Origin of the sequence: Streptomyces sp. NPDC096205, from assembly GCF_044763135.1 — a bacterium.
GTDB lineage: Bacteria > Actinomycetota > Actinomycetes > Streptomycetales > Streptomycetaceae > Streptomyces.
This window is the reverse complement of sequence record NZ_JBIWFS010000008.1, coordinates 374,930-399,695: the sequence shown is the minus strand read 5'-3', so window position 1 is coordinate 399,695 and position 24,766 is coordinate 374,930. Positions and strand designations below refer to the sequence as shown.

Here is a 24,766-nt window from a genome sequence, read left to right as displayed (position 1 = left end):
CCTGGAGAGGAGCCGAATTGCTGTCCCCCGCACGCAATCGCGCCAGACCCGCACTGCTCACCGCCGCCGGCGCGGTCGCCGGTCTCCTGCTGGCCGGCCTTCCGGCGACCGTCTCGCACGCCGCCGACCAGGACTCCTGTCGCCCCGACGGCCTTTACCGGACGCCCGGCGTCGACGTCCCCTACTGCTCCGTCTACGACGCCGACGGGCGCGAGAAGATGGGCGCAGACCATCAGCGCCGGGTCATCGGCTACTTCACCGGCTGGCGGACCGGCAAGGACGGCACGCCCGCCTATCTCGCCTCCGACATCCCGTGGGACAAGGTCACCCACCTCAACTACGCCTTCGCCCACATCGACGGCTCCAACAAGCTCTCCGTGGGCGCGGACGGCGCGAACAACGCGGCGACCGGGATGACCTGGCCGGGCGTGGCGGGCGCCGAGATGGACCCGGCGTACACCTACAAGGGCCACTTCAACCTGCTGAACAAGTTCAAGAAGCAGCACCCGAACGTCAAGACGCTGATCTCGGTCGGCGGTTGGGCGGAGACCGGCGGCTACTTCGCCGACGACGGCTCGCGCGTGAACTCGGGCGGCTTCTACTCGATGGCCACCAACGCCGACGGCTCGGTGAACCAGGCGGGCATCGACACCTTCGCGACCTCGGCCGTCGACTTCATCAGGAAGTACGGCTTCAACGGCGTCGACATCGACTACGAGTACCCGACGACCATGAAGGACGCGGGCAACCCGCTCGACTGGTCGCTCTCCAACGCCCGCCGGGCCGGCCTGGTCAAGGGCTACGCGGCCCTGATGAAGACCCTGCGTGAGAAGCTCGACCGCGCGGGCGCGGCCGACGGCAGGCACTACCTCCTCTCGGTGGCGGCGCCCTCCTCGGGCTATCTGCTGCGCGGCATGGAGACCTTCCAGGTCCAGAAGTACCTGGACTACGTCAACATCATGTCGTACGACCTGCACGGCGCCTGGAACGAGTACGTCGGCCCGAACGCCTCCCTGTTCGACGACGGCAAGGACGCCGAGCTCGCCGCGGCGGGCGTCTACGGCAGCCAGCAGTACGGCGGCATCGGCTACCTCAACACCGACTGGGCCTACCACTACTTCCGCGGCTCGATGCCGGCCGGCCGCATCAACATCGGCCTGCCGTACTACACACGCGGCTTCAAGAACGTCCAGGGCGGCACGGACGGCCTGTGGGGCAAGGCGGCCGCGACGACCTGTCCGGCCGGGTCCGGGCTGACCAAGTGCGGTGACGGCGCGGTCGGCATCGACAACCTGTGGCACGACAAGGACACCAACGGCCAGGAGTCGCCGGCCGGTTCCAACCCGATGTGGCACGCCAAGAACCTGGAGAAGGGCGTCGCCGGGGACTACCTGACCAAGTACGGCTTCCCGGCCGGCACCAGGCTGACCGGCACCTACGCCCGTAAGTACGACTCCGCCCTGGTCGCGCCCTGGCTGTGGAACGCCGAGAAGAAGGTGTTCCTGTCCACCGAGGACGAGCAGTCGGTGGCCGCGAAGGCCGACTACGTCGTGGACCGCGGCATCGGCGGCACGATGGTGTGGGAGCTGGCGGGCGACTACGCCTGGAACGCGACGAAGGGCCAGTACGAGCCCGGCTCGACGCTCACCTCGCTGATGTACGACAAGTTCAGGTCGGCGGCGCCCTACGGCGCGAAGATCTCCAACAAGACGCTGCCCGCGAAGGCCGTCGACATCGGCGTGGAGTTCGGCGACTTCAAGCTGGGCGACTCCAACTACCCGATCACGCCGAAGGTGAAGATCACCAACAACACGAGGACGACCCTGCCGGGCGGTACGGAGTTCCAGTTCGACTACTCCACCGCGGCACCGGGCAACGCCTCCGACCAGTCGGGCTTCGGCACGAAGGTGATCAGCAGCGACCACACCGGGTCCAACGTGGGCGGGCTGAAGGGCGACTTCCACCGGGTCTCGCTGAAGCTGCCGAGCTGGCAGTCGCTGGCGCCGGGCGCGTCGGTGGAGCTGTCGTTCAACTACTACCTGCCGGTGTCCACGCCGTGGAACTGGACGGTGACCGTCGCCGGTACGACGTACCAGCTGGCCGGCAACCTGGCGCGCGGCACGACGGTGGTGGAGCCGGGCACGGGCACCAGCCCCTCCCCCGACCCGACGAACCCGACCCCGACGCCGACCCCGACTCCGACGCCCGGTGCCTGCACCGCGCCCGCGTGGAGCGCGACATCGGAGTACGGCGGCGGTACTCAGGTCTCCCACAAGGGGCACTCGTGGAAGGCCAAGTGGTGGACGAAGGGCGAGGAGCCCGGCACCACCGGCGAGTGGGGTGTGTGGCAGGACCTCGGTTCCTGCTAGGTCGCCCTCGATGACGGGCCCGGCGGCGGTGACGAAGGCCCTTGCCCGCCGCCGGGTCTCCCCAACGCCGTCCGGGCGCAGGGGTCTGGCAGGGTGAGAGCATGACGACTGCCGCCGCGCTCGCCGACGAGTTCCAGACGCACCGCCCCCGGCTGTTCGGCCTCGCCTACCGCCTGCTCGGCTCCGCCGACGAGGCGGAGGACGCCGTCCAGGACGCCTGGCTGAGGTTCAGCGGGGCGGACCGTGCCGGGATCGACAACCTGGGGGCCTGGCTCGCCAAGGTCGTCACCAACCTCTGCCTCACCCGGCTGACCTCGGCCCGGGCGCGGCGCGAGAGCTATGCGGGTCCCTGGCTGCCCGAGCCGGTCGTCACCTCCGACGGCACGCTCGGGCCGCTGGAGTCCGCCGAGCAGCGCGACGCCGTGTCGCTGGCGATGCTGGTGCTGCTGGAGCGGCTGACACCGACCGAGCGGGCGGTGTACGTGCTGCGGGAGGCGTTCGGGTACGGGCACCGGGAGATCGCGGGCGTGCTCGATCTCAGCGAGGCCAACTGCCGCCAGCTCTACCGCCGCGCGGCCCAGCGGGTGGCCGCCGACGAGCCACGGTTCGACCCGGAGCCCCGGCGCCGGGAGGAACTCGTCTCCTCCTTCCTCAACGCCGCCCGCGAGGGCGATCTGGCGGGCCTGGAGAAGCTCCTGGCCGCCGATGTCACCTGGGTCAGCGACGGCGGCGGCAAGGTCACCGCGGCCCGCCGGCCGATCGAGGGCCGCGACAAGGTCCTGCGCTTCCTGCTGGGCGTCGCCGATCGCTATCTGGACGGGGTGCGCTTCGCCCTGGCCGAGGTCAACGGCAGCAGCGCGCTGCTCGCCTGGGACGGCGACCGGCTCATCGGCGTGTCCACCTTCGAGCTGCGCGACGGGCTGATCACCGAGGGGCGGACCGTGCTGAACCCGGACAAGCTGGAGTACGCGCAGCGCCAGCTCGGGCGTCCCTGAAAGTCGCCCCCCTCGGTTGTCACATTCCGTGGGGGCCGCTTGGTCTCAGCTGGCGAAGGGCGTTCCACCCGGGAGCGCCCGGCGTCCGAAGGGGCTGAACAGCATGACCACGATCCTGGTGACCGGCGGCACCGGAGTGCTCGGCAGGCTGGTCTGCGAGCGGCTGCGCGCGGACGGGCACGAGGTGCGGGTGCTCAGCCGGCACAGCCGGCCGTACGCCGTGGACCTCCGGGAGGGCGGCAGCGCGCTGGACACGGCCATGGCAGGCGTGGACACGGTCGTGCACTGCGCGAGCACGCCGCGCGGCGGGGACGAGCGGGCGGCGGCGAACCTCGTCGAGGCGGCGCGGCGGGCGGGCGTCGGGCACCTGGTCTACATCTCCATCGTCGGGGTGGACCGGGTGCCGTTCGGCTACTACAAGACCAAGCTGGCGGTGGAGCGCCTGGTGGAGCAGTCGGGCCTCGGCTGGACGACCCTGCGCACCACCCAGTTCCACGACCTGCTGGTGCAGGTCTTCCAGCCGCTCGCCAAGCTTCCGTTCATGCTGCTGCCGGCCGGGGTGAGCGACCAGCCGATCGAGGTGGCCGAGGTCGCGGACCGCCTCGCCGAGCTGGCCGTGGGCGCCCCCGCGGGACGCGTCCCGGACATGGGCGGCCCCGAGGTGCGCTCCCTGGACTCCCTGGCCCGCGCCTACCTGTCGGCGACGGGCCGGCGCCGCCCACTGATGAGGGTGCCGCTGTGGGGCGCGGCGTACCGCGCCTTCCGAGCGGGCGGCCACCTCACGCCGGGCCTGGCGGTGGGCAAGGGCACGTTCGAGGAGTACCTGGAGCGACGCTTCCGCGCCTGAGCCGCGCGCTCAGGGCTGGGCCGGCCCGAACAGCTCGTCCTGCGCGCGGTCCCGGGCGGTCAGCAGGGCTCCGCGCAGGACGGCGCTCCCGCCGAGGGCTCCGGCCCTGACCTCCGTCTCCAGCGGGGACATCCGCCGGATCCGCTCCTCCACCCGCCGGGCCAGCGCCTCGCCCCCGGCCCGGCCGACCTCCCCGCCGAGCACGACACACCCCGGGTCCAGTACGGCGACGACGGAGGCGACCCCGATGGCGAGCCGGTCGGCGAGGGCGTCCAGGAAGGAGGCAGCCGCCGGGTCCGCCACAGCCGCCCGGACCGCCGCCGCAGCCGGGAGTTCCTCGCCCACGGCCGGCGCCCTCACCCCGTACTCCCCCGCGAGGCGTTCGATCGCCTGAGCCCCGGCCAGGGAATGGAACCCGCCCTCGCAGTCCGTGGCCGAGGGGAGCACGTCCGTGCCCGGCACCGGGAGGAAGCCGATCTCGCCCGTGCCGCCGGAGGCGCCGCGGCGCAGGCGGCCGTCCAGGACGACGGCCGCGCCGGTGCCGGCGCCCAGCCAGAGCAGGACGAAGGTGTCGCGGTCGCGGGCGGCGCCCTCGCGCTGCTCGGCCACGGCGGCGAGATTGGTCTCGTTCTCGACGGTCACCCGGGCCGCGGGGAGGCGCTCCTGGAGGGCGGCCACGAGGCGGCGGTGCCAGGCGGGCAGCCCGGTGGAGTCGCGCAGTTCACCGGTCGCGGGGTCGATCAGGCCGGGCGCGCCGATGCCGACGGTGTGCAGCTCCTGCGCCCCGGCCTCCTTGGCGGCCCGCTCGACCAGCGCGACGGCCTGCTCCACGGCGGGGCCGGTCCCCGCCTCGCCCGCGATCGGCGCGGAGGCTTCCGCCAGCACCCGCCCCACCAGGTCGGAGACGACGACGGAGACGCCCTCCGTGCGCACGTCGAGGGCGGCGAGGCGGGCGCGCTCGGCGACGATGCCGTAGAGCTTGGCGTTCGGGCCGCGGCGCTGCTCCCCCGCCTCCCCGACGACCGCGATGAGCCCGGCGGCGGTCAGCCGCTCGACGAGGTCGGCGACCGTCGGCCGGGACAGTCCGGTCAGCTGCTTCAGCTGGGCCGCCGTCAGCGGGCCCTCCTGCTGCAGCAGCCGCAGGGCGAGCCGGTCGTTGATGGCCCGGGCGGTGCTCGGTGATGCGGGCATGGGCGCATCTTAACCGCTATCTATCAGGCAGGGTTCCTGTTAGTTTACGCGCACACCGAAAAGGCATGCCGAGACGGCGGGGCTGCAGGGTCCGGGAGGGGCGGGAAAATGGAGGCAGTGTCCTACGAGCAGCGCGATGTGCGGCGGGCCCGGTACGCCGTGGCCGCCGTGTTCGCCGTGCACGGGGCGGTGACCGGCTCGTTCGCGACCCGGGTGCCCTGGATCCAGGACCATGCCGGGGTGAGCGCGGGCCAGCTCGGTCTGGCGCTGGCCTTCCCGGCGCTGGGTGCCTCGATCGCGATGCCGCTGGCGGGCCGGATCAGCCACACCTTCGGCGCCCGCAACGCGCTGCGCGGCCTGATCGCCCTGTGGACGCTGTCCCTGGTCCTGCCCGCGCTCTCCCCGAACCTGCTCACGCTGTGCGCGGCGCTGTTCGTCTACGGCGCCACGTCGGGCATGGCGGACGTGGCGATGAACGCCCTCGGTGTCGAGGTCGAGAACCGGCTGGGCCGCTCGATCATGTCCGGGCTGCACGGCATGTGGAGCGCGGGCGCACTGATCGGCTCGGCCGCGGGCACACTCGCCGCGCACCTGGGTGCCGACGCCCGTCTGCACCACGTACTGGCGGCCGCGGTCCTGACCGTGCTCGGCGTGGGCGCGTGCGGCTGGGTGCTGGACCTGCAGCCGGCCGAGGACGAGGAGCCGCCGCCGCGGTTCGCGCTGCCGCCGAAGTCGGCGCTGCTGATCGGCGCGGTCGGTTTCTGCGCGGTGTTCGCCGAGGGGGCAAGCCTCGACTGGTCGGCGGTCTATCTGCGCGACGAGCTGGAGACCTCGGCGGGTCTGGCGGCGGCGTGCACCACGGGCTTCACGCTCACCATGGCCGTGGCCCGGATCGCGGGCGACAAGGTGGTGGACCGTTTCGGCTCGGTGCGCACGGTCCGCGCAGGCGGTGTTCTCGCCGTGCTCGGCGGACTGCTCATCGTCGCCGCACAGCACCCGGCGATGGCGATGGCCGGGTTCGCGCTGATGGGCCTCGGCATCGCGGTGGTCGTGCCGCTGTGCTTCGCCGCCGCGGGCCGCAGCGGCCCGAACCCCAGCCAGGCCATCGCGGGTGTCGCCACCATCACCTACACCTCGGGCCTGGTCGCCCCCAGCGCGATCGGCGGGCTGGCCCAGGCGACCAGCCTGGTGGTGTCGTTCGGCCTGGTCACCCTGCTGGCCTGCGGACTCGCCGCGTTCGCGGGGGTCCTGCGGGCGGGCGACCGGGACCGGCCGAAGGTCAGCCGTCCGACGGACGCAGCAGTGCCCGACCCGCGGTCCTGAACCCCTCGCTCCACGGCGCCGGGCGCAGCGTGTCGGCGTCCAGCCGGACCAGCACCCGGCTGCCGTGGGCGTACGTCGTGACGCCGTCGGCCGAGCAGAAGCGGAAGCCGTAGGTCAGGCCGGTGTTGCCAAGTCGCTCCAGCCACAGGTGGACGGCGTACTCGCCGGGCCGCGTCACCGGAGCCTCGTAGCTGATCCGCAGCTCCTTGACGGCGTTGCAGGCGTCACCGGCGGCGGCCCAGTCGCCCTCGAAGCGGAAGCCGTGGTCCTGCCACAGCGCGGCCCAGGCCCGCTCGACCATCAGCGGATAGCGGGCGTTGTGCAGCAGGCCGAGCGCGTCCAGGTCGTCGAAGTGGACGGCGACGGGGACGAGCCGACCGTACGACAGGGCGGGGGCGGGCAGTGCTTCGGCGGTCACGGTGGGGCTCCTGTGGTCAATAGTTCAACGACCCCATCCTAAGCGGGCGCTCAGCACGCCCTTCCGGCAGGGACAATGGTCCGCGGCACCCACCCGTACGACGAAAGCGAAACCCCATGGATCTCGGCGTCCGCTGGAAACTGCACGGCGACGGACGCACCCCGGCCCCCGGCGCGGTGGTCCGGCCCGACGAGCGGCTGTCCTGGCCGCGCACGGCCGGCCTCGGCGCCCAGCACGTGGTCGCGATGTTCGGGGCCTCTTTCGTCGCGCCCATCCTGATGGGACTGGACCCCAACCTCGCGATCATGATGTCCGGCGTCGCGACGGTCGTGTTCCTGCTCGCGACCCGCGGCCGGGTGCCCAGCTACCTCGGCTGCTCGCTGTCGTTCGTGGGCGTCGCCGCGGTGATCCGCGCCCAGGGCGGCTCCAGCGCGACCGTGACCGGCGCGGTGTTCGTGGTCGGCGTGGCGCTGTTCCTGGTGGGTCTCGCGGTGCAGCGGTTCGGGGCGCGGATCATCCACGCGGCCATGCCGCCGATCGTCACCGGCGCGGTCGTGATGCTGATCGGCTTCAACCTCGCCCCGGTCACCGCCTCCACCTACTGGCCGCAGGACCAGTGGACGGCCCTGCTGGTGATGCTGTTCACCGGCCTGGCGGTCGTCTGTCTGCGCGGCTTCTGGTCCCGGATCGCGATCTTCCTCGGCCTGGTCTTCGGCTACGGCATCTCCTGGGCCTTCGACCGGGTCTTCGGCCGGATCCACTCCGCGGACGGCAGCGGCAAGGTCACCGACCACTGGCGCCTGGACTTCTCCGCCGTCTCCCAGGCCGACTGGATCGGCCTGCCCGACCTGCACGGCCCGAGCTTCCAGTGGTCGGCGATCCTGGTCGCGCTGCCTGTCGTGATCGCGCTGGTCGCCGAGAACGCCGGACACGTCAAGGCGGTCGGCGAGATGACCGGTGACAAGCTCGACGACAAGCTGGGCACGGCGATCTCCGCCGACGGCGTCGCCTCGATGCTCTCCACCGCGGTGGGCGGCCCGCCCAACACCACCTACTCCGAGAACATCGGCGTGATGGCCGCGACCCGCGTCTACTCCACCGCCGCCTACTGGGCCGCCGCCGGCTTCGCCCTCCTCTTCGGCCTCTGCCCCAAGTTCGGCGCGGTCGTCGCCGCCATCCCGGGCGGTGTGCTCGGCGGCATCACGGTCATCCTCTACGGCATGATCGGCCTGCTCGGCGCCCAGATCTGGCTCAACGCCAAGGTCGACCTGCGCAACCCGCTGAACCTCGTCCCGGCCGCCGCGGGCATCATCATCGGCGTCGGCAACGTCACCATGGAGTTCACCGACACCTTCTCGCTCAGCGGCATCGCCCTCGGCACGATCGTCGTCATCACCGGCTACCACGCCCTGCGCGCCTTCGCCCCGGCGCACCTGAAGGCGCAGGAGCCGCTTCTGGACGAGGGCACGTCGTCGTACGACGAGGACGCGCGGCCCGCCAAGCCGTAGGCGGCGCCTTCCTCCTGTGGCGCCATGGGGCAGGGGCGTTCCCCCGTTCTGGGGAAGCGTCGGGCCCGCCGCCCCTGCGGTCGGCCCGGGACTGGGACCCTGCCCCCATGGCGCAGTTGGAACAGTTCACCACCCCCGTCGACGCGGTCGTCTCCCGGATGCGCGCGCTGGACGCGGCCCTTCCCGCACGGGACGGGGTCGCGGTCTTCAACCGTGTCTACCTGGCCGTCACCGAGGCGGTGGACCGGCAGGTGGACGCGGGCCGGTTTCCCGACCCGAGAGCCGCGATCACACTGGACGTGCGGTTCGCCGAGCGGTACCTGTCCGCGGTGGACGCGGCCGCGTCCGACGGCCGCCCGCCCGCGTGCTGGCGGCCGCTGTTCCAGTTCCGCCGCCATCCCGGCGTACGTCCGCTGCAGTTCGCGCTCGCCGGCATCAACGCCCACATCGGTCACGACCTCGCCCTCGCCGTCGTGGACGCCTGTCACAGCCTCGGGTGCGAACCGGGCGAACTGGAGGACGAGTTCGACCGGGTCGGCGACCTGCTCGTGTCGCTGGAGGAGCACATCCGCGAGGATCTGATGCCGGGCCCCGACCTCCTCCAGATCGCCGACCCGCTCACCCACCTCCTCGGCTCCTGGAGCCTGGAACGCGCCCGGGACGCCACCTGGGCCGCGGCCCGCGCCCTGTGGGCCCTGCGCCGACTCCCGGACCTGGCCGGGGAGTTCACCGAGCGACTGGACGCGGCCGTGGGCTTCGCGGGGCGGATGCTGCTGACGCCTCTGCCGGACTGACCCGGCCTCGGCGAGCCGCCTCCGGGACGCTGGAACTCCCTGTGACCATGCGACGTTGATCCCATGTCAGCGATCACGAGGAGCTCACGCATGGCGACACCGCTCGGCCTCGGACTGCCCCAGATGCGCCACTTCGACCTCGGCAGGGACGTGCCCGACGTGGCCCGCACCGCGGAGCGCATCGGCTACACCAGCCTGTGGGTCTTCGAGCGCGCACTGTTCCCCGAGCCCGCCACCCAGGGGCTGTACGGCATACCGGGCCTGCCCTGGCCCGACTTCTACCGCGGCGTGGCCGAGCCGCTGACGACGCTCACCCTGGCCGCGGCCGCCACCGAGCGGGCCCGGCTGGGCACCAGCGTGCTGGTGGCGCCGCTGCACATACCCTTCCAGCTCGCCAAGGCCCTGGCCACGCTGGACGCGGCGAGCGGTGGCCGGGTGGTGGCGGGCCTGGGCACCGGCTGGTCGCTCGAGGAGTACGCGGCGGCTTCGGTGCGGCCCTTCGAGGAGCGGGGCCGGGTGCTGGACGAGCTGATCGACGTGTGCCGCGCGGTGTGGGGCCCGGACCCGGTGTCGTACGAAGGCGACATCACGAAGATCGCGTCGGCCGTGGTCGGACCCAAGCCCGCCCGGCCGATACCGATCCTGCTGCCGGGCCTCAGCCCGAAGGCGCGCCGCCGGCTGGTGGACCGCGCCGACGGCTGGCTGCCGGTGGCCATGGGCGCCGAGGTGCTGGCCGCGCAGTGGCGCGAACTGCAGGACCTCGCCGCCGAGCGGGGCCGCACCGAGCCGCTGCGCAGCGTGCTGCGGGTCAACGCCCGCTACGCCCCGAAGCCTTACGACGCCGCCGACCGGCAGCCCTTCCAGGGCAGCGCCGATCAGATCGTCGAGGATCTGGCCGCGCATGCCGAGGTCGGCCTGGAGGAGATCCTGGTCGATCTCCAGGGCTCGGTGCGCGACGCGCAGGAGCTGAAGGCCGTGGCCGCCGAGGTGTTTGAAAAGGCGCGGGCGGCCGGAGTCTGAGTCCGCCCACCCGCGCCTTGGTCTCTCCGGCCCGGTCAGTCCTCGGGCAGTTCCACCGGGGCGATCTCGTCGTAGACGTCACCGGGGCCGGGGTTGGCCGCGTCGGTGGTGCCGCCGAAGTGGTGCATGACGCCCCAGACCGCGTTCAGCGCGGTCTGGATCGCGCCCTCGGCCCAGCCGGCCGTCCAGGAGATGTCGTCGCCGGCGAGGAAGATGCCGCGCTTGTCCTCGGGCAGCCGGTCCTGCATGAAGTGCGTGAACAGGCGCCGCTGGTAGCGGTAGTGGCCCGGCAGGTTGGCCTTGAACGCGCCCATGAAGTAGGGCTCGTTCTCCCAGGAGACCGTCACCGGGTTGCCGATGATGTGCTTGCGGATGTCGACCTTCGGGTAGATCTCGCCGAGCGACTTCAGCATGACCTCCATCCGCTCGTTCGCGGACAGCGGCAGCCACTTCAGGCTGTCGTCGCACCAGGTGTAGGAGAGGCAGATGACGGCGGGCTTGTCCGGGCCGTCGTCCAGGAGGTAGGTGCCGCGGGTCATGCGGTCGGTGAGCGTCATCGACATGACGTCCCGGCCGGTCTCCTCGTCCTTGTCCAGCCAGAACGGCCTGTCGACCGGGACGAACAGCTTCGAGGACTCCATGTAGTGGGTGCGCTCGATCGCCGTCCAGTGGTCGATCGGGAAGAGCGAGTCGTCGCAGGCGATCTTGGACAGCAGCATCCAGGACTGGGCGGTGAAGATGGCCGCCTTGAAGGTGCGGATGTCGCCGTTCGCGTCCGTCACCGTGATCTGGTTGCCCGCGGTGCGGTGCAGCCGGGTCACGGCCGGCTTGGGCTGACCGCCCTCGTGCAGCGTGGCGAGCGAGGTGCCGTACGCCCAGTGGACGATCTTCTCCGGCTCGCGCTCCCACAGGCGCAGCGGCAGCTGCTGTGAGCCGCCGACGATGCCGCGGTGGTGGTCGTCGGCCTCGGTGTAGACGACGCGCAGGATCTCCAGGATGGAGTTCGGGAAGTCGGTGTCCCAGCCGCCCGTGCCGAAGCCGACCTGGCCGAAGATCTCGCGGTGCCGGAAGGACTTGAAGGCCTCCGAGTCGCAGAGGAAGCCGTAGAAGGTCTGGTTGTCGAGCTTCTCGACGAGCTTCGCCCAGATCTCGCGGATGCGCGGGACATCGCGCTCGCGCATCGCCTGGTTCATGTCGGAGAAGTCGGCGCCCTCTTCGAGGCACTTGTTCCAGGCCTCGGCGACGTCCCGGTACACCTGGGGCAGGTCGTCGACGGTCTCGGCGTAGTGCGACTCGCCCTTGAGGTCGACGACGGTCGACGGGGTGGCCTCGGCGAGCGGGTTCGGGAAGGGCGTGGTCTCCAGGCCGACCAGGTCGATGTAGTGCTGGAGGGCGGTGGAGGACGGCGGGAAGCGCATCGCGCCCATCTCGGCCGTCAGGGACTCGTCGCAGCCCTCGAAGCCGACCGTGCGCAGCCGGCCGCCGATCTGGTCGGCCTCGTACACGACGGGCTTGAGGCCCATCTTCATCAGCTCGTAGGCGGCGACGATGCCGGAGAGGCCACCGCCGATGACGGCCACCTCGGTGCCGTGCTCGGTCGCCGGTATCTGGCCCAGGCCCGCCGGGTGGGCGAGGAAGTCGTCGTACGCGTACGGGAAGTCCGGGCCGAACATGGTGATCGGCGGCTGCTGCTCGTCGGCGTGCTCGACGGCGTTGGGCACGGTGGACGTCATGGGGTACGGACTCCTTGCGACAGCTTCAGAAAGGCAGAACGGCGGGGGAGGTTCAGACGAGGGACCCGTAGAGGCCGGGGCGGCGGTCCTTCAGGTACGGGTTGTTCTCGCGGGAGGCGGCGAGGAAGGCGGGGTCGGCGTCGGCGAGGACGAGCTGCTCGGCGCGGCCGGCGCGGGTGCGGGCGACACCGTCGGGGCCGGCGAGGGTGGAGAGCCCGACGAACTCGAACTCGCCCTCGGCACCGACCCGGTTGACGTACGCGACGTACATCTGGTTCTCGAAGGCGCGCACCGGCACCACCGACTCGGCGACGAACTGGAAGGGGTGCATCTGCGCGGTGGGCACCAGCAGCAGGTCGGTGCCGGCCAGGGCGTGGGCGCGGACGTTCTCCGGGAACTCCACGTCGTAGCAGATCATCAGGCCGACGGTGAGACCGTTCAGCTCGGCCTGCACGACCGGGGTGTCGCCCGGGGTGAAGTGGTCGCGCTCGAAGCAGCCGAAGAGGTGGGTCTTGCGGTAGTTGGCCAGTCGCGTGCCGTCGGCGGAGATCAGCTGGACGGAGTTGTACACCGTGTCGCCGTCGCGCTCGGGGTAGCCGTAGGCGATCGCCAGGCCGTGCCGGGCCGCCAGGTCGGCGATCGCGTCGGCGGCCTCGCCGTCGGCGGGCTCGGCGAGCCGGGCGATGTCGTCGCCGATGGCGTACCCGGTCAGGAACATCTCCGCCGTGACGAGCAGCCCGGCCCCCGCGGCGGCGGCCCGGCCCGCGGCCTCGTCGAGGACCTTCAGGTTCTCGACGGTCGAGCCGGGGCGGCCGGAGCTCTGGAGCAGGGCGGTGCGCATACGGGTTCCTCACCGGGGACGGACGGGTGCGGGGGCCGCCTCGACGTATCGGTGCGGGGGCCATCTAGACGGTACGGGCGCGCGACCAGGCCGGACAAGGAGAAGCCGTTGCGCGCCGGTGCGCGGTTCGTTGCGTCCGCGGAGGGATGCGCGGCGATTCGTTGCGCCTGTCGTCGTACGTCTCCTCCCCCACGCGGCGGAGGACGGGTGCCGCCCACGGCGCGATGTGCCGCCGGCGCGCGCCGTGGAGAGTGGTGCCGTCCCGTTGACCTGCGAAAAGGACCGTCATGAACCGTCGTACGAAGACCGCTGTGCTCGGCGCCGCGCTGCTGCTGACCGCCACGGCCGCGGCCTCCGCCACCGCGTCGGACACGCCGCCCGTCCGGGAGGCCGCCGCGCTCACCGGCACGGCGAAGCTGTACCGGTCGGCCGGGGACGACATCACCTTCACCTTCGACGCGCATCTGGCGGCCGAGGACACGGCCGATCCGTCGAAGGCGACCGGCTCCTTCGAGTTCAGCCACTACCTGAACGGCGAGGGCGCCCGGGCGAAGGCGCGGGTCGACTGCCTGGTCACCGGCGGGAAGGTGGCCGTCGTCTCCGGCGTGATCACCGAGACCGACCTCCCCGGCGCCAAGGGCAAGCGGGTCGGTGTCACCGTCCACGACCTGGGCGAGCACGACCGGCTCGGCTACAGCTGGGCGGCGACGAAGGACCTCGGCCCGAGGAACCTGCCGAAGTGCGTCAGCTCGGCACCGTTCGAGAAGGTCGCCGAGGGCACGGGCGACTTCACGGTGGTGCCGTGGAATCCCGCGCTGTGACGAGGCGGCCCTCCCCCTTACGGCCATGAAGGTCGTCCGGGCGGAGGAGGCCGGCGGTGCGCGCCGCGCACGAGACTGACGGCAGTCGAGCCGAGGGGGCCCCATGAATGCCACGGATATCCATGACCTGCCGTACGTCGACACGCACACGTCGGTCGTCGACGCGGGGGCGGACGTCGCGTGGCGTGCGCTGGGGGACGTACTGGAGCGTTCCTTTCCGGGCCGCCGCCGGTCCGGGGCGTTGCGGCTGCTCGGCGTCGCCGACGCGACGGCGTCCGGGCCGAGGCCGCTAGCCGAGGGCTCGACCCTGGGCGGCTTCCGGGTCGCGGCCGCCGAGCCGCCCCGGGAGCTGACCCTGGCCGGCAGCCACCGCTTCTCGTCGTACGCGCTGGTCTTCCACCTGGAGGAGGTGGCAGCGGGGCGGACCCGGTTGCGGGCGGAGACCCGCGCCCGGTTCCCCGGCCCCGCGGGGGCGGTCTACCGGGCCCTGGTCATCGGCTCGGGCGCCCACGCGGTGGTCGTACGGCGCCTGATGTCGTCGGTGGGCCGACGCGCGGCCCACTAGACGGGGAACTGCGCGACAAACCCCCACCGGCCCGCGGACGACGTACTAGGTAGGCGACCCGGAGGAAAACCGCCTCAACAAAGGCGACAACACCAGCACGGACTTGGTGCGTTCCACGAACGGCTCCCCCGCGATCCGCTCCAGCACCCGCTCGAAGTGGCGCATGTCGGAGGCGAAGACCTGGGCGACCGCGTCCGCGTCCCCGGTGACGGTGGACGCGGCCACGACCTCCTGATAGCGCTCCAGGCCCCGCTGGATGGTCTCCGGCGAGGTGTTGCGCCGGCAGTAGATCTCGACGAACCCCTCGGTCTCCCAGCCGAGCGCCGCCGGGTCCACCCGCACGGTGAACCCGGTGATGGCTCCGGTGGCCCGCAGCCGGTCCACGCGCCGCTTCACGGCGGGCGCGGACAGACCGACGAGCTGCCCGATGTCCGCGTAGGAGCGGCGGGCGTCCTCGGCGAGGGCGTGCACGATGCGTTCGTCGAGATCGTTCAGCACTGCGGGTGGTTCACTTCACTTCAACTACGGACGCCTCAGGCGTCGCGAGACGGGAACGGCGGTGGCCGTAACTGAAGTAGAACACGAGACCCGCGGCCATCCAGCACCCGAAGACGACCCAGGTGACGGTGTCGAGGCTGAACATGTTGTACGCGCAGAACCCGAAGCCCAGCACCGGCAGCACCGGACCGAACGGCACCCGGAAGGTGCGCTCCAGCTCCGGCCGCTTCACGCGGAGCACGATCACCGCGATGTTGACCAGGGCGAAGGCGAACAGCGTGCCGATGCTGGTGGCGTCGACGAGCTTGCCGAGCGGGATGAACGCGGCGAGGACACCGCAGAACAGCGACACGATGACGGTGTTCAGGCGCGGGGTGCCGGTCTTGGGGTCGACCTTGCCGAGCGCCTTGGGCACCAGACCGTCGCGGGACATCGCGAACAGGATGCGGGTCTGGCCGTAGAGCACGGTGAGCACCACGCTCGCGATGGAGATGACCGCGCCGAGCGCGAGCAGCGTGCCCCAGAACGTCTGGCCGCTGACGTCGTTCATGATCGCGGCGAGGGACGCCTCGGAGCCTTCGAACTTCGTCCAGTGCCAGGCGCCGACCGCGACACCCGCGACCAGCACGTACAGCGCGGTCACGATGATCAGCGACAGCATGATCGCGCGCGGCAGGTCCTTCTTGGGGTCCTTGGCCTCCTCACCGGCGGTGGAGGCGGCGTCGAAGCCGATGTAGGAGAAGAACAGGGTGGCACCGGCGGCGCTGACACCGGCCATGCCGAGCGGCATGAAGTCGGCGTAGTTGCCGGACTTGAAGCCCATGAAGCCGACGGCACAGAACAGCACCAGCGCGACGATCTTCACACAGACCATGATCGTGTTGGCGCGGGCGGACTCGCGGGCACCGCCGAGCAGGAACACCATCGCGAGCAGCACGACGATCAGCGCGGGCAGGTTGACGATGCCGCCCTCGCCGGGCGCGGAAGACAGCGCGGTCGGGATGGTGACGCCGATCGTGCCGTCGAGCAGCTCGTTGAGGTACTCGCCCCAGCCGACGGCGACGGCGGCCACCGACACGCCGTACTCCAGCACCAGGCACCAGCCGCAGATCCAGGCGACGAGTTCGCCCATCGTTGCGTACGCGTACGAGTACGAGGACCCGGCGACCGGGATGGAGCCGGCCAGTTCCGCGTAGGACAGGGCCGAGAACAGGGCCGTCAGACCGGCGATGACGAAGGCCAGCGTGATGGCCGGGCCGGCCTCGGGGACGGCGTCGCCGAGGACGACGAAGATGCCGGTGCCGAGGGTGGCACCGATGCTGATCATGGTGAGCTGCCACAGCCCGAGGGAGCGCTTGAGCGAGCCTCCCTCACCCTGGCCACCCTCGGCGACCAGGCGTTCTACCGGCTTCCTGCGCATCAGGCGCGCTCCGAGCCCCGGGGACGCGGGGACGGTTTCACTGCGGACTTGCGGGGGTGCGCCTTGGTCGAGCACGCGCGGCTCCTTATCGCTGCCGATCAGGGGGACGGGGATGTGGCGGTACCCCGTCCCGCGGGATCCGCACACCGAGCGGAAACCCCGCCACGCCTCGTACAGCGCAGGAGCCTACGGTCCCGGGCATTGCTGCCGTAATGCAGCAACCTTGCGCACGCCCGTAAGATCGTTGCGTTCATCGCGGAGGGGTGGACATTCGTTGCGCGACGGCTGTCAAGTGTTGCGTCCGGGGTCTCTGAGCAGGTCTTTGACCAGGAACGTGCAGGGGTCGGCGCACTCGTGGATCGCGCCGTCGTGGTCCTCGTACGCGTAGCGGTCGACGGAGTCGAGCAGGGGCAGATAGCCGAGCCTCGCGTAGAGGGCGGCCGCGCGCGGGTTGTCGTCGGCGACACCCGGACCGAGGGCCGTGCGGCCGCGCTCGCGGGCGAGCCGCTCGGCCGCCCGGATCAGCGCGCTGCCGATGCCGCGCGAGCGCAGCGTCTCGGGCCACACGGCCAGCGCGTTGATCTCCGGGCAGCCGCGCCGCGCCGCCCTGACCCGCTCGTCGGCGCAGCCGCCCCAGCGCACCTCCGTGTGCCCCACGGGCCGCCCGTCCAGCCAGGCCACGAGATACGTGCTGTGCCCCGCCTCCTGGCGCGCGAACCTGCGGGCGTGGAACGAGGTGGCTCCCGGCGAGCCGATGAACCGGTCCAGCAGGGCCACGTCGGCCGGACCACAGACGTCGATCTCCATGCCCCGACGGTAGGCACGGGACCGCGAAACGGCCCCCGGTTTTTCCACCGAGGGCCGTCCGCAGGTGAGTTGAGGGCGCGTCAGCTCCAGCTGGCGTGCAGCGGCTTGCCCTCGGCGTAGCCGGCCGCGCTCTGGATGCCGACGATGGCCTTCTGGGCGAACTCCTCCAGCGAGCCGGCACCGGCGTAGGTGCAGGAGGAGCGGACGCCCGCGATGATCGAGTCGATCAGGTCCTCGACGCCCGGGCGGGCCGGGTCGAGGAACATGCGCGAGGTGGAGATGCCCTCCTCGAACAGCGCCTTACGGGCGCGGTCGTAGGCGGACTCCTCGGAGGTGCGGTTGCGCACGGCACGCGCGGAGGCCATGCCGAAGGACTCCTTGTAGGCGCGCCCCTGGGCGTCGTGCTGAAGGTCGCCCGGGGACTCGTAGGTGCCCGCGAACCAGGAGCCGACCATCACGTTGGACGCGCCGGCCGCGAGGGCCATCGCCACGTCACGCGGGTGGCGGACACCGCCGTCGGCCCATACGTGCTTGCCGTACTTCTTCGCCTCGGCGGCGCACTCCAGCACCGCGGAGAACTGCGGCCGGCCCACGCCGGTCATCATGCGGGTGGTGCACATGGCGCCGGGGCCGACACCGACCTTGATGATGTCCGCGCCCGCGTCGATCAGGTCCTTGACGCCCTCGGCGGAGACGATGTTGCCCGCGACGATCGGCACCTGCGGGTCGAGCGCCCGCACGACCTTGACCGCGCTGATCATCGACTCCTGGTGGCCGTGCGCGGTGTCGATCACGAGCGTGTCGACGCCCGCGTCGAGCAGCTGCTTGGCCTTGCCGGCCACGTCGCCGTTGATGCCGACGGCGGCCGCGATGCGCAGCCTGCCCTTGGCGTCGACGGCGGGCTTGTACAGCGTGGCGCGCAGGGCGCCCTTGCGGGTCAGGATGCCGGCGAGGCGGCCGTCACCGTCGACCGCGGGGGCGTACCGGCGGTTGTGGTGGTCCAGGGTGTTGAACGCCTCGCGCGGGTCCATGTCCGCGTCGAGCAGCAGCAGGTCCTTGGACATGACCTCTTCGAGCTGGGTGAAGCGGTCGACGCCGGACAGGTCCCGGTCGGTGACGACACCGATGGGCCGCTGGTCCTCGTCCACGACGACACCGGCGTTGTGCGCCCGCTTCGGCAGCAGGGACAGCGCGTCGGCGACGGTCTGGTGGGGGGCGAGCACGATGGGGGTGTCCAGCACCAGGTGCCGGCTCTTGACCCAGGAGACGACCTCGGTGACGACCTCGATCGGGATGTCCTGCGGGATGACGACGAGGCCGCCGCGGCGGGCCACGGTCTCGGCCATGCGGCGGCCGGCGATGGCGGTCATGTTGGCGACGACGAGCGGGATCGTGGTGCCCGTGCCGTCCGGGGAGCTGAGGTCCACACCCTGCCGCGAGCCGACCGAGCTGCGGCTCGGCACCATGAAGACGTCGTCGTACGTCAGGTCGTACGAGGGCTGGATGTCGTTGAGGAAACGCACGTGCTGCACATCCCAGTCGATCAGAGGTGGCCCCCGGACAGGACAGCCAGGGGGGCGAAGAGCACGTACTTCATTGTCCCATGGCGGCCGGAATGCCGTGCACGGTCAGTTCCTCCAGGCTACGCAGGGTGCGTTAGGAGGATCCTCCGAGGGCGAGGGCCACAGTGACCGCCGAGGCCTGCGAGAAGACCTCGACGGCGGTCTCCCACTCCTGCGGCCGCGCCTCGGCGTACGGCCGCCAGTTGCGTACGAGGATCAGCACGGCGGCGTCCCCCGGCCACACGCCCGGATCGGAGAGGCAGTCGGCCAGCGCGTCCCAGTTGCGGCCGAACCAGTCCGGCAGCCGCAGGTCATGGGCGCAGCGGTCCATCAGGCCGGCCTTGTCGGTGACGCCGTCGAGGTCGAGGGTGACGACGTACTCGGTCATCTGAGCACCGCCCGGAAGCTGTCGTGGGGATCGTTCGTGCAGAAGATCTCGGCGCCGGAACAGCCGGCCGGCCGCGCGAGCAGATACAGCAGCACCCGGGGGACGAACCGCAGCAGCAGGCCGCCGACGCTGCCAGGGCCGTCCCCGGGGTACCCGCTGTCAGGCTCCGTCCGGGTCCGCCCGGTTCAGCGCGGGCTTCGGGGTCGGGCCTGCCGTCATCAGGTAGTCCGCGGCCGAGGTGTCCGTCACCAACGAGGTGACGAGCCCGGACCGCAGCACGGCGTCGATCGCGGACGCCTTGCGCTGTCCGCCCGCGATCGCGACGACCTCGGGGATACGGCGGAGCTGGTCGGCCTTGACCGTGATGCACCGCTCCCCCAGGTCGCGCCCGACCCGGCGGCCCTGGGCGTCGAAGAGGTGCGCGGACATCTCGGCGGCGACCCCGAGCGAGGCGTAGTGCGCCCGCTCCTCGTCGCTGAGCATGTCGTGCACCGTGGAGATGCCCGGCTCCCAGGAGCCGATGGACACACAGGCGACGGTGACCTTGTCGAAGTACTCGAAGGCCCGGGCGATACCGGTCTGGTGCCGCAGCGCGGCCGCGGTGGCCTCGTCCGGCAGCAGCATCGGCGCGTAGATGGGGTGCGCGTCGCCGCCGGAGACCTGTGCGGCACGCCGCACGGCCTCCACCGAACCGCGCTCGGCGGTCCCGGCGTCGTACACGCCCGTCAGCTGCACCACGGTGCAGGGCGGCAGCCGGTCCAGCGCCGCCGCCATGTGGATGGTGGAGCGGCCCCAGGCCAGCCCCAGGACGTCCCCCTCGTTGACGAGCTCACCGAGCAGATCGGCGGCGACCTCGCCGAGGTTCTCGGGGTCGGGGGTCTCCTCGGACTCGGGCGGGGACTCGACCACGACGGCGTGCCTCAGGCCGTAGCGGGCGCGGAGCGCGTCGGAGCGCTCGGCGTCCAGTTCGGCCGGCACGCGGATCTCGATGCGTACGAGATCCCGTTCGAGGGCGGTCTCCAGGACCCGGGCCACCTTGAAGCGGCTGACGCCGAACTCCTCCGCGATCTGGATCTTGGATTTGCCCTCGAGGTAGAAGCGGCGGGCCATGGCCGCCGCCTGCACCAGCTCAGCGGGTCCCATCCGCATGGCTGACCGGCCCGCCGACATACCCGACACGGCGATCTCCTCACTGCTGTTCACACTCTGGATTCGCCGTTCATCCTTGCAGATGTGGCGCGGTCGATCCGCCCTGATGGGCGCCGTTCATGTTCCTGACGCTCAGTGGTCGCACGCCCACGACGCCTTGGCGGTCGCCGACTCCGCCTGAGCGCGCAGCGCACGGACCGCTTCGGCCGGGTCGTCGGCCCCGTAGACCGCGGAGCCCGCCACGAAGACATCGGCACCGGCCTCGGCGCACCGCTCGATCGTGGAGGCCGATACGCCGCCGTCGACCTGGAGCCAGAGCTCGAGGCCGTGCTTGCTGATCAACTCGCGGGTGCGGCGGATCTTCGGGAGCATGATGTCGAGGAACGCCTGGCCGCCGAAGCCCGGTTCGACCGTCATGATCAGCAGCATGTCGAGCTCGGGCAGCAGGTCCTCGTACGGCTCGATGGGCGTCGCCGGCTTCAGGGCCATGGAGGCGCGCGCGCCCTTCGCCCGGATCTCACGGGCGAGCCGCACCGGGGCGGCGGCCGCCTCGACGTGGAAGGTGACGGAGGAGGCACCCGCTTCCACGTACTGGGGCGCCCACCGATCGGGGGCCTCGATCATCAGGTGGCAGTCCAGCGGAGTGTCCGTCGCACGGGCCAGGGACTCCACGACCGGCACGCCGAGCGTGAGGTTCGGGACGAAATGGTTGTCCATCACATCGACGTGGAGCCAGTCGGCTCCTTGGACGGCGTCGGCCTCGGCCGCGAGGCGGGCGAAGTCGGCGGACAGGATGCTGGGGTTGATCTGCGCCATGGCCCAAGACTATGCGGTTACTTCGGCTGCGGGTCGTCCTCGTCCGGTCGGTGGTCCCCATGACGCGTGGCCGGGGTGTCGCCCACCTGGTCTGCGGGCGGCGGGCGAAGTGGGTCGTGCTGGTGTTGTGGCTGGTGGGGCTGTTCCTCACGGCGCCCTTCGCGCAGAAGCTGACCGACGCGCAGGACAATGACGCGGCGTCCTGGCTGCCGGGGTCCGCGGAGTCGACACAAGTGCTGGAGATGTCCGAGGACTTCCGGCCGGAGCAGATCCCGGCCGTCGTGATCTACGCCCGGGACAGCGGGCTGACCGTCCGGGACCGTGCCGAGATCCAGCAGGACGTACGGCAGCTGAAGCAGCTCACCGACCACGGGATCATCGGCGACCGCACGCGCGGCCCGGTGTACGACCGCCCGGCCGATCCGCGGGCCGCCCAGATCTATGTGCCGATCACCATGGACGAGAAGGGCTGGGAGCGGATCGCGCCGGCGGTCGACTCCATCCGCGACGACGTGGGGAAGAGCCGGGACGGCCTGGCCGTGCACATCACCGGCCCCGGCGGCACCTCCGCGGACTTCTCCGAGGCCTTCGAGGGCATCGACTCCACCCTGCTGCTGTCGGCGATGACGGTCGTGATCGTGATGCTGCTGATCACCTACCGCAGCCCGACCCTGCTGCTCGTGCCGCTGCTCGGGGTGATCGCCGCCCTGTTCACCGCGCAGGCGCTGATCTACTTCCTGGCCCAGCACGCGGGCCTGACCGTGAACGGCCAGAGCGCGGGCATCCTCACCGTCCTCGTGTTCGGCGCGGGCACGGACTACGCCCTGCTGCTGGTCGCCCGCTACCGCGAGGAGCTGCGCGCCCACGAGGACCGGCACGAGGCGATGGCCCTCGCCCTGCACCGGGCGGGCCCGGCGGTGATCGCCTCGGGCGCCACCGTCGTCCTGAGCATGCTGGTGCTGCTGGCGGCCGAGATGAACTCCACCAGGGGCCTGGGCCCGGTGGCCGCCATCGGCGTGGCCGTCGCGCTGCTGGCGATGCTGACGCTGTTCCCGGCCCTGCTGGTGATCTTCGGCCGGTGGATCTTCTGGCCGGTGATCCCGCACCTGGGCGCGCCGAACCCGCACGAGCGGGGCGTCTGGGCGCGCATGGGCCGCCGTATCGCCGCACGCCCGCGCATGGTCTGGGGCGTCACCGCGGTGATCCTCGCGGTCTGCTCCCTGGGCCTGATCCAGCTGCGCGCGGAGGGCATCTCCAACGCGGACGCGTTCACCGGGAAACCCGACTCGATCACCGGCCAGGAGGTCTCGGCGCGGTACTTCCCGGCCGGCAGCGGAGATCCGCTCGTGATCATCTCGAACCAGGCGCAGGCCCGGCAGGTGGGCCGGGCCGTCGCCGGGACCGAGGGCGTGGTGCCGGCCTCACTGGGGCTGCCGCCGGGCACCAGGCCGGTGGTCGACGGGAAGGTGCTGTTCGAGGCGACGATGACCGCCCCGGCCGACAGCGAGGCCGCGAAACAGACCGTGGAGCGGGTGCGGGACGCCGTGCACGCGGTGCCGGACGCCGATGCTCAGGTGGGCGGCGGTACGGCGGCCCTGCTGGACATGGACGAGGCCACCACGCACGACAACCTGCTGATCATCCCGCTGGTGCTGGTCGTGGTCCTGCTCATCCTGTGCGCCCTGCTGCGAGCCCTGATCGCCCCGCTGCTGCTGATCGGCACGGTGATCCTGTCGTTCGCGGCGGCCCTCGGCATCAGCGCGCTCGCCTTCCGGCACCTCTTCGACTACGCGGGCGAGTCGACGGACTTCCCGCTGTTCGTCTTCGTGTTCCTGGTCGCGCTGGGCATCGACTACAACATCTTCCTGACGACCCGCATCCGCGAGGAGGCGGCCCGCCAGGGCACCCGCCCCGGCGTGGTCACCGGCCTCGCCGCCACCGGCGCGGTCATCACCTCGGCCGGCCTGGTGCTCGCGGGCACCTTCGCGGCCCTGGGCACCCTGCCGATGGTCGCCTTCGCGGAGATCGGCTTCGCGGTGGCGCTCGGCGTACTCCTGGACACCTTCATCGTCCGCTCGGTGCTGGTGACGGCCCTGTTCCTGGATGCAGGAGACAAGGTGTGGTGGCCACGCATGGGTGCCCTAGGGGCGCGGGGAACTGCGCGAGCGACCACGACGGACGCGAGGACACAAGACGACGGAACCCCTACGGCGCGGTCTTCCGAATAATCGCCAGATACATCGCATCGGTCCCATGCACATGCGGCCACAACTGCACATCGGGCCCGTCCCCCAGCTCCGGCACCCCAGGCAGCAACGGCCGCGCATCGATCAACTCGGCACCAGGGAACTGCTTCAGCACATCGGAGACCACAGCTCGCGTCTCGGCGAGATGCGGCGAGCAGGTCGCATAACCGACAACGCCCCCCACCCGCACCGACTCCAACGCGGTACGCAGCAGCCCCCGCTGCAACGGCCCGAACCCGTCCAGGTCCTCGGGCCGACGCCGCCACCGCGCCTCGGGCCGCCGCCGCAGCGCACCGAGCCCGGTGCAGGGCACGTCCATGAGCACCCGGTCGAAGGTGCCCGCCCGCCACGGCGGCCGGGTGCCGTCGGCGGCGATCACCTGGTACGGCCCGGGGTTGCCGGCGAGGGCCTTGGCGACCAGGCCGGCCCGATGCGGCTGCTTCTCGCTCGCGAGCAGCGCGGCCCCGCGCTCGGCCGCGAGGGCGCCGAGCAGCGCGGCCTTGCCGCCGGGCCCGGCACAGCCGTCGAGCCACTTCTCGTCGGGGCCGTCCAGCGGCGCGTTCGCCAGCGCGAGCGCCACGAGCTGGCTGCCCTCGTCCTGGACGCCCGCCCGGCCCTCGCGCACCGCGCCGATCGCGCCCGGCTCGCCGCCCTCGGTGAGCCGCACGGCGTACGGCGACCAGCGGCCGGGCTCCGCCGCCTCCTCGCCGAGCAGCTCCTCGGTCGTGGCCCGGCCGGGCCGGGCGACCAGGGTCACCTCGGGCCGCTCGTTGTCGGCGGCCAGCAGCTCCTCGATGCCCGCGCGCCCGCCGCCGAGCGAGTCCCACAGCGCGGAGACGACCCAGCGCGGGTGGGAGTGCACGACGGCCAGATGGTCCTCGGGGTCCTCGTCGTACGGCGGGGCGACCTTGGCGAGCCAGCCGTCCAGGTCGTTCTGCGCGATCTTGCGCAGCACCGCGTTGACGAACTTGGCGCGTCCGTCGCCGAGCACGACCCGGGCCAGCTCCACGGTGGCGGACACGGCCGCGTGGCTGGGGATGCGCGTGCCGAGCAATTGGTGCGCGCCGAGGCTCAGCACGTCGAGCACGGGCGGGTCGACCTCGCGGAGCGGCCGGTCGACGCACTGCGCGATGATCGCGTCGTACGTGCCCTGCCGGCGCAGCGTCCCGTACACCAGCTCGGTGGCCAGCGCCGCGTCCCGCCCGTCGAAGTCGCCGTTCTCACGGGCCTTCCGCAGCAGCGGCGGCAGCACCAGGTTGGCGTACGCGTCCCGTTCGTCCACGGCGCGCAGCGCGTCGAAGGCGAGGATGCGGACAGGGTCCTTCTTGGGCCGCCGGTAGGGCTTGCCGGACGTGCGGGGCCGACGGGAGGTGTCGCTCACGAAAAGGTGCTCCGGATTTCTGAAGTACGGTGTGCGACCAGCGTACGTCGGCCACGAACCGCCCGTGCGGGGCC

General features: G+C 71.8%; 22 protein-coding genes. 10 read left to right on the top strand and 12 right to left on the bottom strand.

Annotated elements, in window-relative coordinates:
• Positions 1–17 precede the first annotated feature (17 nt).
• The 3 genes from ACIQ6Y_RS29170 (at position 18) to ACIQ6Y_RS29160 (ending at position 4,211) form a co-directional block, all read left to right on the top strand.
• A complete protein-coding gene (locus tag ACIQ6Y_RS29170) occupies positions 18–2,369 on the top strand; it encodes a chitinase C-terminal domain-containing protein (RefSeq protein WP_404043213.1) in 2,352 nt (783 codons plus the stop codon).
• Positions 2,370–2,470: 101 nt separating this feature from the next.
• A complete protein-coding gene (locus tag ACIQ6Y_RS29165; protein WP_404043211.1) occupies positions 2,471–3,364 on the top strand; it encodes an RNA polymerase sigma-70 factor in 894 nt (297 codons plus the stop codon).
• Positions 3,365–3,467: 103 nt separating this feature from the next.
• Positions 3,468–4,211: an SDR family oxidoreductase gene (locus ACIQ6Y_RS29160; protein WP_404043209.1), complete on the top strand. Its 744-nt coding sequence runs from the start codon at positions 3,468–3,470 to the stop codon at positions 4,209–4,211.
• 9 nt (positions 4,212–4,220) lie between these two features.
• Here the strand turns inward: ACIQ6Y_RS29160 and ACIQ6Y_RS29155 are convergent, their stop codons facing one another.
• Positions 4,221–5,402, bottom strand: coding sequence for an ROK family transcriptional regulator (locus ACIQ6Y_RS29155; RefSeq protein ID WP_404043207.1), 1,182 nt, complete (start codon positions 5,400–5,402; stop codon positions 4,221–4,223).
• A gap of 108 nt (positions 5,403–5,510) precedes the next feature.
• Here ACIQ6Y_RS29155 and ACIQ6Y_RS29150 point away from each other — a divergent pair, with 108 nt between their 5' ends.
• Complete coding sequence (locus tag ACIQ6Y_RS29150) at positions 5,511–6,725, top strand: MFS transporter (RefSeq protein ID WP_404043205.1); 1,215 nt, start codon at positions 5,511–5,513, stop codon at positions 6,723–6,725.
• Here the strand turns inward: ACIQ6Y_RS29150 and ACIQ6Y_RS29145 are convergent.
• Positions 6,682–7,143 (bottom strand): acyl-CoA thioesterase, encoded by a 462-nt coding sequence (locus ACIQ6Y_RS29145; protein ID WP_404043203.1) that lies wholly within the window; start codon positions 7,141–7,143, stop codon positions 6,682–6,684. The two genes, ACIQ6Y_RS29150 and ACIQ6Y_RS29145, sit on opposite strands and share 44 nt — an antisense overlap.
• Positions 7,144–7,259: 116 nt before the next feature.
• Between ACIQ6Y_RS29145 and ACIQ6Y_RS29140 the strand changes: the two genes are divergently transcribed.
• The 3 genes from ACIQ6Y_RS29140 to ACIQ6Y_RS29130 all read left to right on the top strand — a co-directional run bounded on the left by ACIQ6Y_RS29140 (position 7,260) and on the right by ACIQ6Y_RS29130 (position 10,465).
• On the top strand, positions 7,260–8,651 hold the full coding sequence (locus ACIQ6Y_RS29140; RefSeq protein WP_404043201.1) for a uracil-xanthine permease family protein: 1,392 nt from the start codon (positions 7,260–7,262) through the stop codon (positions 8,649–8,651).
• Positions 8,652–8,758: 107 nt separating this feature from the next.
• Positions 8,759–9,445 carry a DUF5995 family protein gene (locus ACIQ6Y_RS29135; RefSeq protein WP_404043199.1) on the top strand — a complete coding sequence of 229 codons (687 nt, stop codon included), beginning with the start codon at positions 8,759–8,761 and terminating at the stop codon, positions 9,443–9,445.
• A 90-nt stretch (positions 9,446–9,535) separates the two neighbouring features.
• Complete coding sequence (locus ACIQ6Y_RS29130; RefSeq protein WP_404043197.1) at positions 9,536–10,465, top strand: LLM class F420-dependent oxidoreductase; 930 nt, start codon at positions 9,536–9,538, stop codon at positions 10,463–10,465.
• 35 nt (positions 10,466–10,500) lie between these two features.
• Here the strand turns inward: ACIQ6Y_RS29130 and ACIQ6Y_RS29125 are convergent, their stop codons facing one another.
• Complete coding sequence (locus tag ACIQ6Y_RS29125; RefSeq protein WP_404043195.1) at positions 10,501–12,198, bottom strand: flavin monoamine oxidase family protein; 1,698 nt, start codon at positions 12,196–12,198, stop codon at positions 10,501–10,503.
• A 52-nt stretch (positions 12,199–12,250) separates the two neighbouring features.
• A complete protein-coding gene (locus tag ACIQ6Y_RS29120; protein ID WP_404043193.1) occupies positions 12,251–13,039 on the bottom strand; it encodes a carbon-nitrogen hydrolase family protein in 789 nt (262 codons plus the stop codon).
• A 287-nt stretch (positions 13,040–13,326) separates the two neighbouring features.
• On the opposite strand from ACIQ6Y_RS29120, the gene ACIQ6Y_RS29115 reads away from it, so the two are divergent.
• Positions 13,327–13,860 carry a Repetin gene (locus ACIQ6Y_RS29115; RefSeq protein ID WP_404043191.1) on the top strand — a complete coding sequence of 178 codons (534 nt, stop codon included), beginning with the start codon at positions 13,327–13,329 and terminating at the stop codon, positions 13,858–13,860.
• Between the two features lie 103 nt (positions 13,861–13,963).
• The gene (locus ACIQ6Y_RS29110) at positions 13,964–14,425 is read left to right on the top strand and encodes a hypothetical protein (protein ID WP_404043189.1); all 462 of its coding nucleotides are present in this window, start codon (positions 13,964–13,966) and stop codon (positions 14,423–14,425) included.
• 45 nt (positions 14,426–14,470) lie between these two features.
• Here the strand turns inward: ACIQ6Y_RS29110 and ACIQ6Y_RS29105 are convergent, their stop codons facing one another.
• The 7 genes from ACIQ6Y_RS29105 to rpe form a co-directional block, all read right to left on the bottom strand.
• Complete coding sequence (locus ACIQ6Y_RS29105) at positions 14,471–14,923, bottom strand: Lrp/AsnC family transcriptional regulator (protein ID WP_093551890.1); 453 nt, start codon at positions 14,921–14,923, stop codon at positions 14,471–14,473.
• 10 nt (positions 14,924–14,933) lie between these two features.
• Positions 14,934–16,418 carry an amino acid permease gene (locus ACIQ6Y_RS29100; protein WP_404043187.1) on the bottom strand — a complete coding sequence of 495 codons (1,485 nt, stop codon included), beginning with the start codon at positions 16,416–16,418 and terminating at the stop codon, positions 14,934–14,936.
• Between the two features lie 213 nt (positions 16,419–16,631).
• A complete protein-coding gene (locus ACIQ6Y_RS29095; protein WP_404043185.1) occupies positions 16,632–17,150 on the bottom strand; it encodes a GNAT family N-acetyltransferase in 519 nt (172 codons plus the stop codon).
• Between the two features lie 80 nt (positions 17,151–17,230).
• On the bottom strand, positions 17,231–18,673 hold the full coding sequence (locus ACIQ6Y_RS29090) for a GuaB1 family IMP dehydrogenase-related protein (RefSeq protein WP_404043183.1): 1,443 nt from the start codon (positions 18,671–18,673) through the stop codon (positions 17,231–17,233).
• Positions 18,674–18,806: 133 nt separating this feature from the next.
• Complete coding sequence (locus ACIQ6Y_RS29085) at positions 18,807–19,100, bottom strand: barstar family protein (RefSeq protein ID WP_404043181.1); 294 nt, start codon at positions 19,098–19,100, stop codon at positions 18,807–18,809.
• Positions 19,101–19,259: 159 nt separating this feature from the next.
• Complete coding sequence (locus ACIQ6Y_RS29080) at positions 19,260–20,303, bottom strand: sugar-binding transcriptional regulator (protein ID WP_404043179.1); 1,044 nt, start codon at positions 20,301–20,303, stop codon at positions 19,260–19,262.
• A gap of 78 nt (positions 20,304–20,381) precedes the next feature.
• The gene (gene rpe / locus ACIQ6Y_RS29075) at positions 20,382–21,065 is read right to left on the bottom strand and encodes a ribulose-phosphate 3-epimerase (protein ID WP_404043177.1); all 684 of its coding nucleotides are present in this window, start codon (positions 21,063–21,065) and stop codon (positions 20,382–20,384) included.
• A 59-nt stretch (positions 21,066–21,124) separates the two neighbouring features.
• Here rpe and ACIQ6Y_RS29070 point away from each other — a divergent pair, with 59 nt between their 5' ends.
• Positions 21,125–23,293 (top strand): MMPL family transporter, encoded by a 2,169-nt coding sequence (locus ACIQ6Y_RS29070; RefSeq protein WP_404043175.1) that lies wholly within the window; start codon positions 21,125–21,127, stop codon positions 23,291–23,293.
• Here ACIQ6Y_RS29070 and ACIQ6Y_RS29065 read toward each other — a convergent pair.
• Entirely contained in the window at positions 23,271–24,692 is a 1,422-nt protein-coding gene (locus tag ACIQ6Y_RS29065) for an RsmB/NOP family class I SAM-dependent RNA methyltransferase (protein WP_404043173.1), read from the bottom strand. The two genes, ACIQ6Y_RS29070 and ACIQ6Y_RS29065, sit on opposite strands and share 23 nt — an antisense overlap.
• Positions 24,693–24,766 lie beyond the last annotated feature (74 nt).

Excerpts from the sequence above, each read along its gene's own strand:
- ACIQ6Y_RS29125 (WP_404043195.1), bottom strand. The coding sequence starts at position 12,198 with ATGACGTCCACCGTGCCCAACGCCGTCGAGCACGCCGACGAGCAGCAG.
- ACIQ6Y_RS29120 (WP_404043193.1), bottom strand. The coding sequence starts at position 13,039 with ATGCGCACCGCCCTGCTCCAGAGCTCCGGCCGCCCCGGCTCGACCGTC.
- ACIQ6Y_RS29150 (WP_404043205.1), top strand. The coding sequence starts at position 5,511 with ATGGAGGCAGTGTCCTACGAGCAGCGCGATGTGCGGCGGGCCCGGTAC.
- ACIQ6Y_RS29110 (WP_404043189.1), top strand. The coding sequence starts at position 13,964 with ATGAATGCCACGGATATCCATGACCTGCCGTACGTCGACACGCACACG.
- ACIQ6Y_RS29130 (WP_404043197.1), top strand. The coding sequence starts at position 9,536 with ATGGCGACACCGCTCGGCCTCGGACTGCCCCAGATGCGCCACTTCGAC.
- ACIQ6Y_RS29160 (WP_404043209.1), top strand. The coding sequence starts at position 3,468 with ATGACCACGATCCTGGTGACCGGCGGCACCGGAGTGCTCGGCAGGCTG.
- ACIQ6Y_RS29165 (WP_404043211.1), top strand. The coding sequence starts at position 2,471 with ATGACGACTGCCGCCGCGCTCGCCGACGAGTTCCAGACGCACCGCCCC.
- ACIQ6Y_RS29140 (WP_404043201.1), top strand. The coding sequence starts at position 7,260 with ATGGATCTCGGCGTCCGCTGGAAACTGCACGGCGACGGACGCACCCCG.
- ACIQ6Y_RS29070 (WP_404043175.1), top strand. The coding sequence starts at position 21,125 with ATGACGCGTGGCCGGGGTGTCGCCCACCTGGTCTGCGGGCGGCGGGCG.
- ACIQ6Y_RS29115 (WP_404043191.1), top strand. The coding sequence starts at position 13,327 with ATGAACCGTCGTACGAAGACCGCTGTGCTCGGCGCCGCGCTGCTGCTG.
- ACIQ6Y_RS29095 (WP_404043185.1), bottom strand. The coding sequence starts at position 17,150 with ATGGAGATCGACGTCTGTGGTCCGGCCGACGTGGCCCTGCTGGACCGG.
- rpe (WP_404043177.1), bottom strand. The coding sequence starts at position 21,065 with ATGGCGCAGATCAACCCCAGCATCCTGTCCGCCGACTTCGCCCGCCTC.
- ACIQ6Y_RS29085 (WP_404043181.1), bottom strand. The coding sequence starts at position 19,100 with ATGACCGAGTACGTCGTCACCCTCGACCTCGACGGCGTCACCGACAAG.
- ACIQ6Y_RS29135 (WP_404043199.1), top strand. The coding sequence starts at position 8,759 with ATGGCGCAGTTGGAACAGTTCACCACCCCCGTCGACGCGGTCGTCTCC.
- ACIQ6Y_RS29155 (WP_404043207.1), bottom strand. The coding sequence starts at position 5,402 with ATGCCCGCATCACCGAGCACCGCCCGGGCCATCAACGACCGGCTCGCC.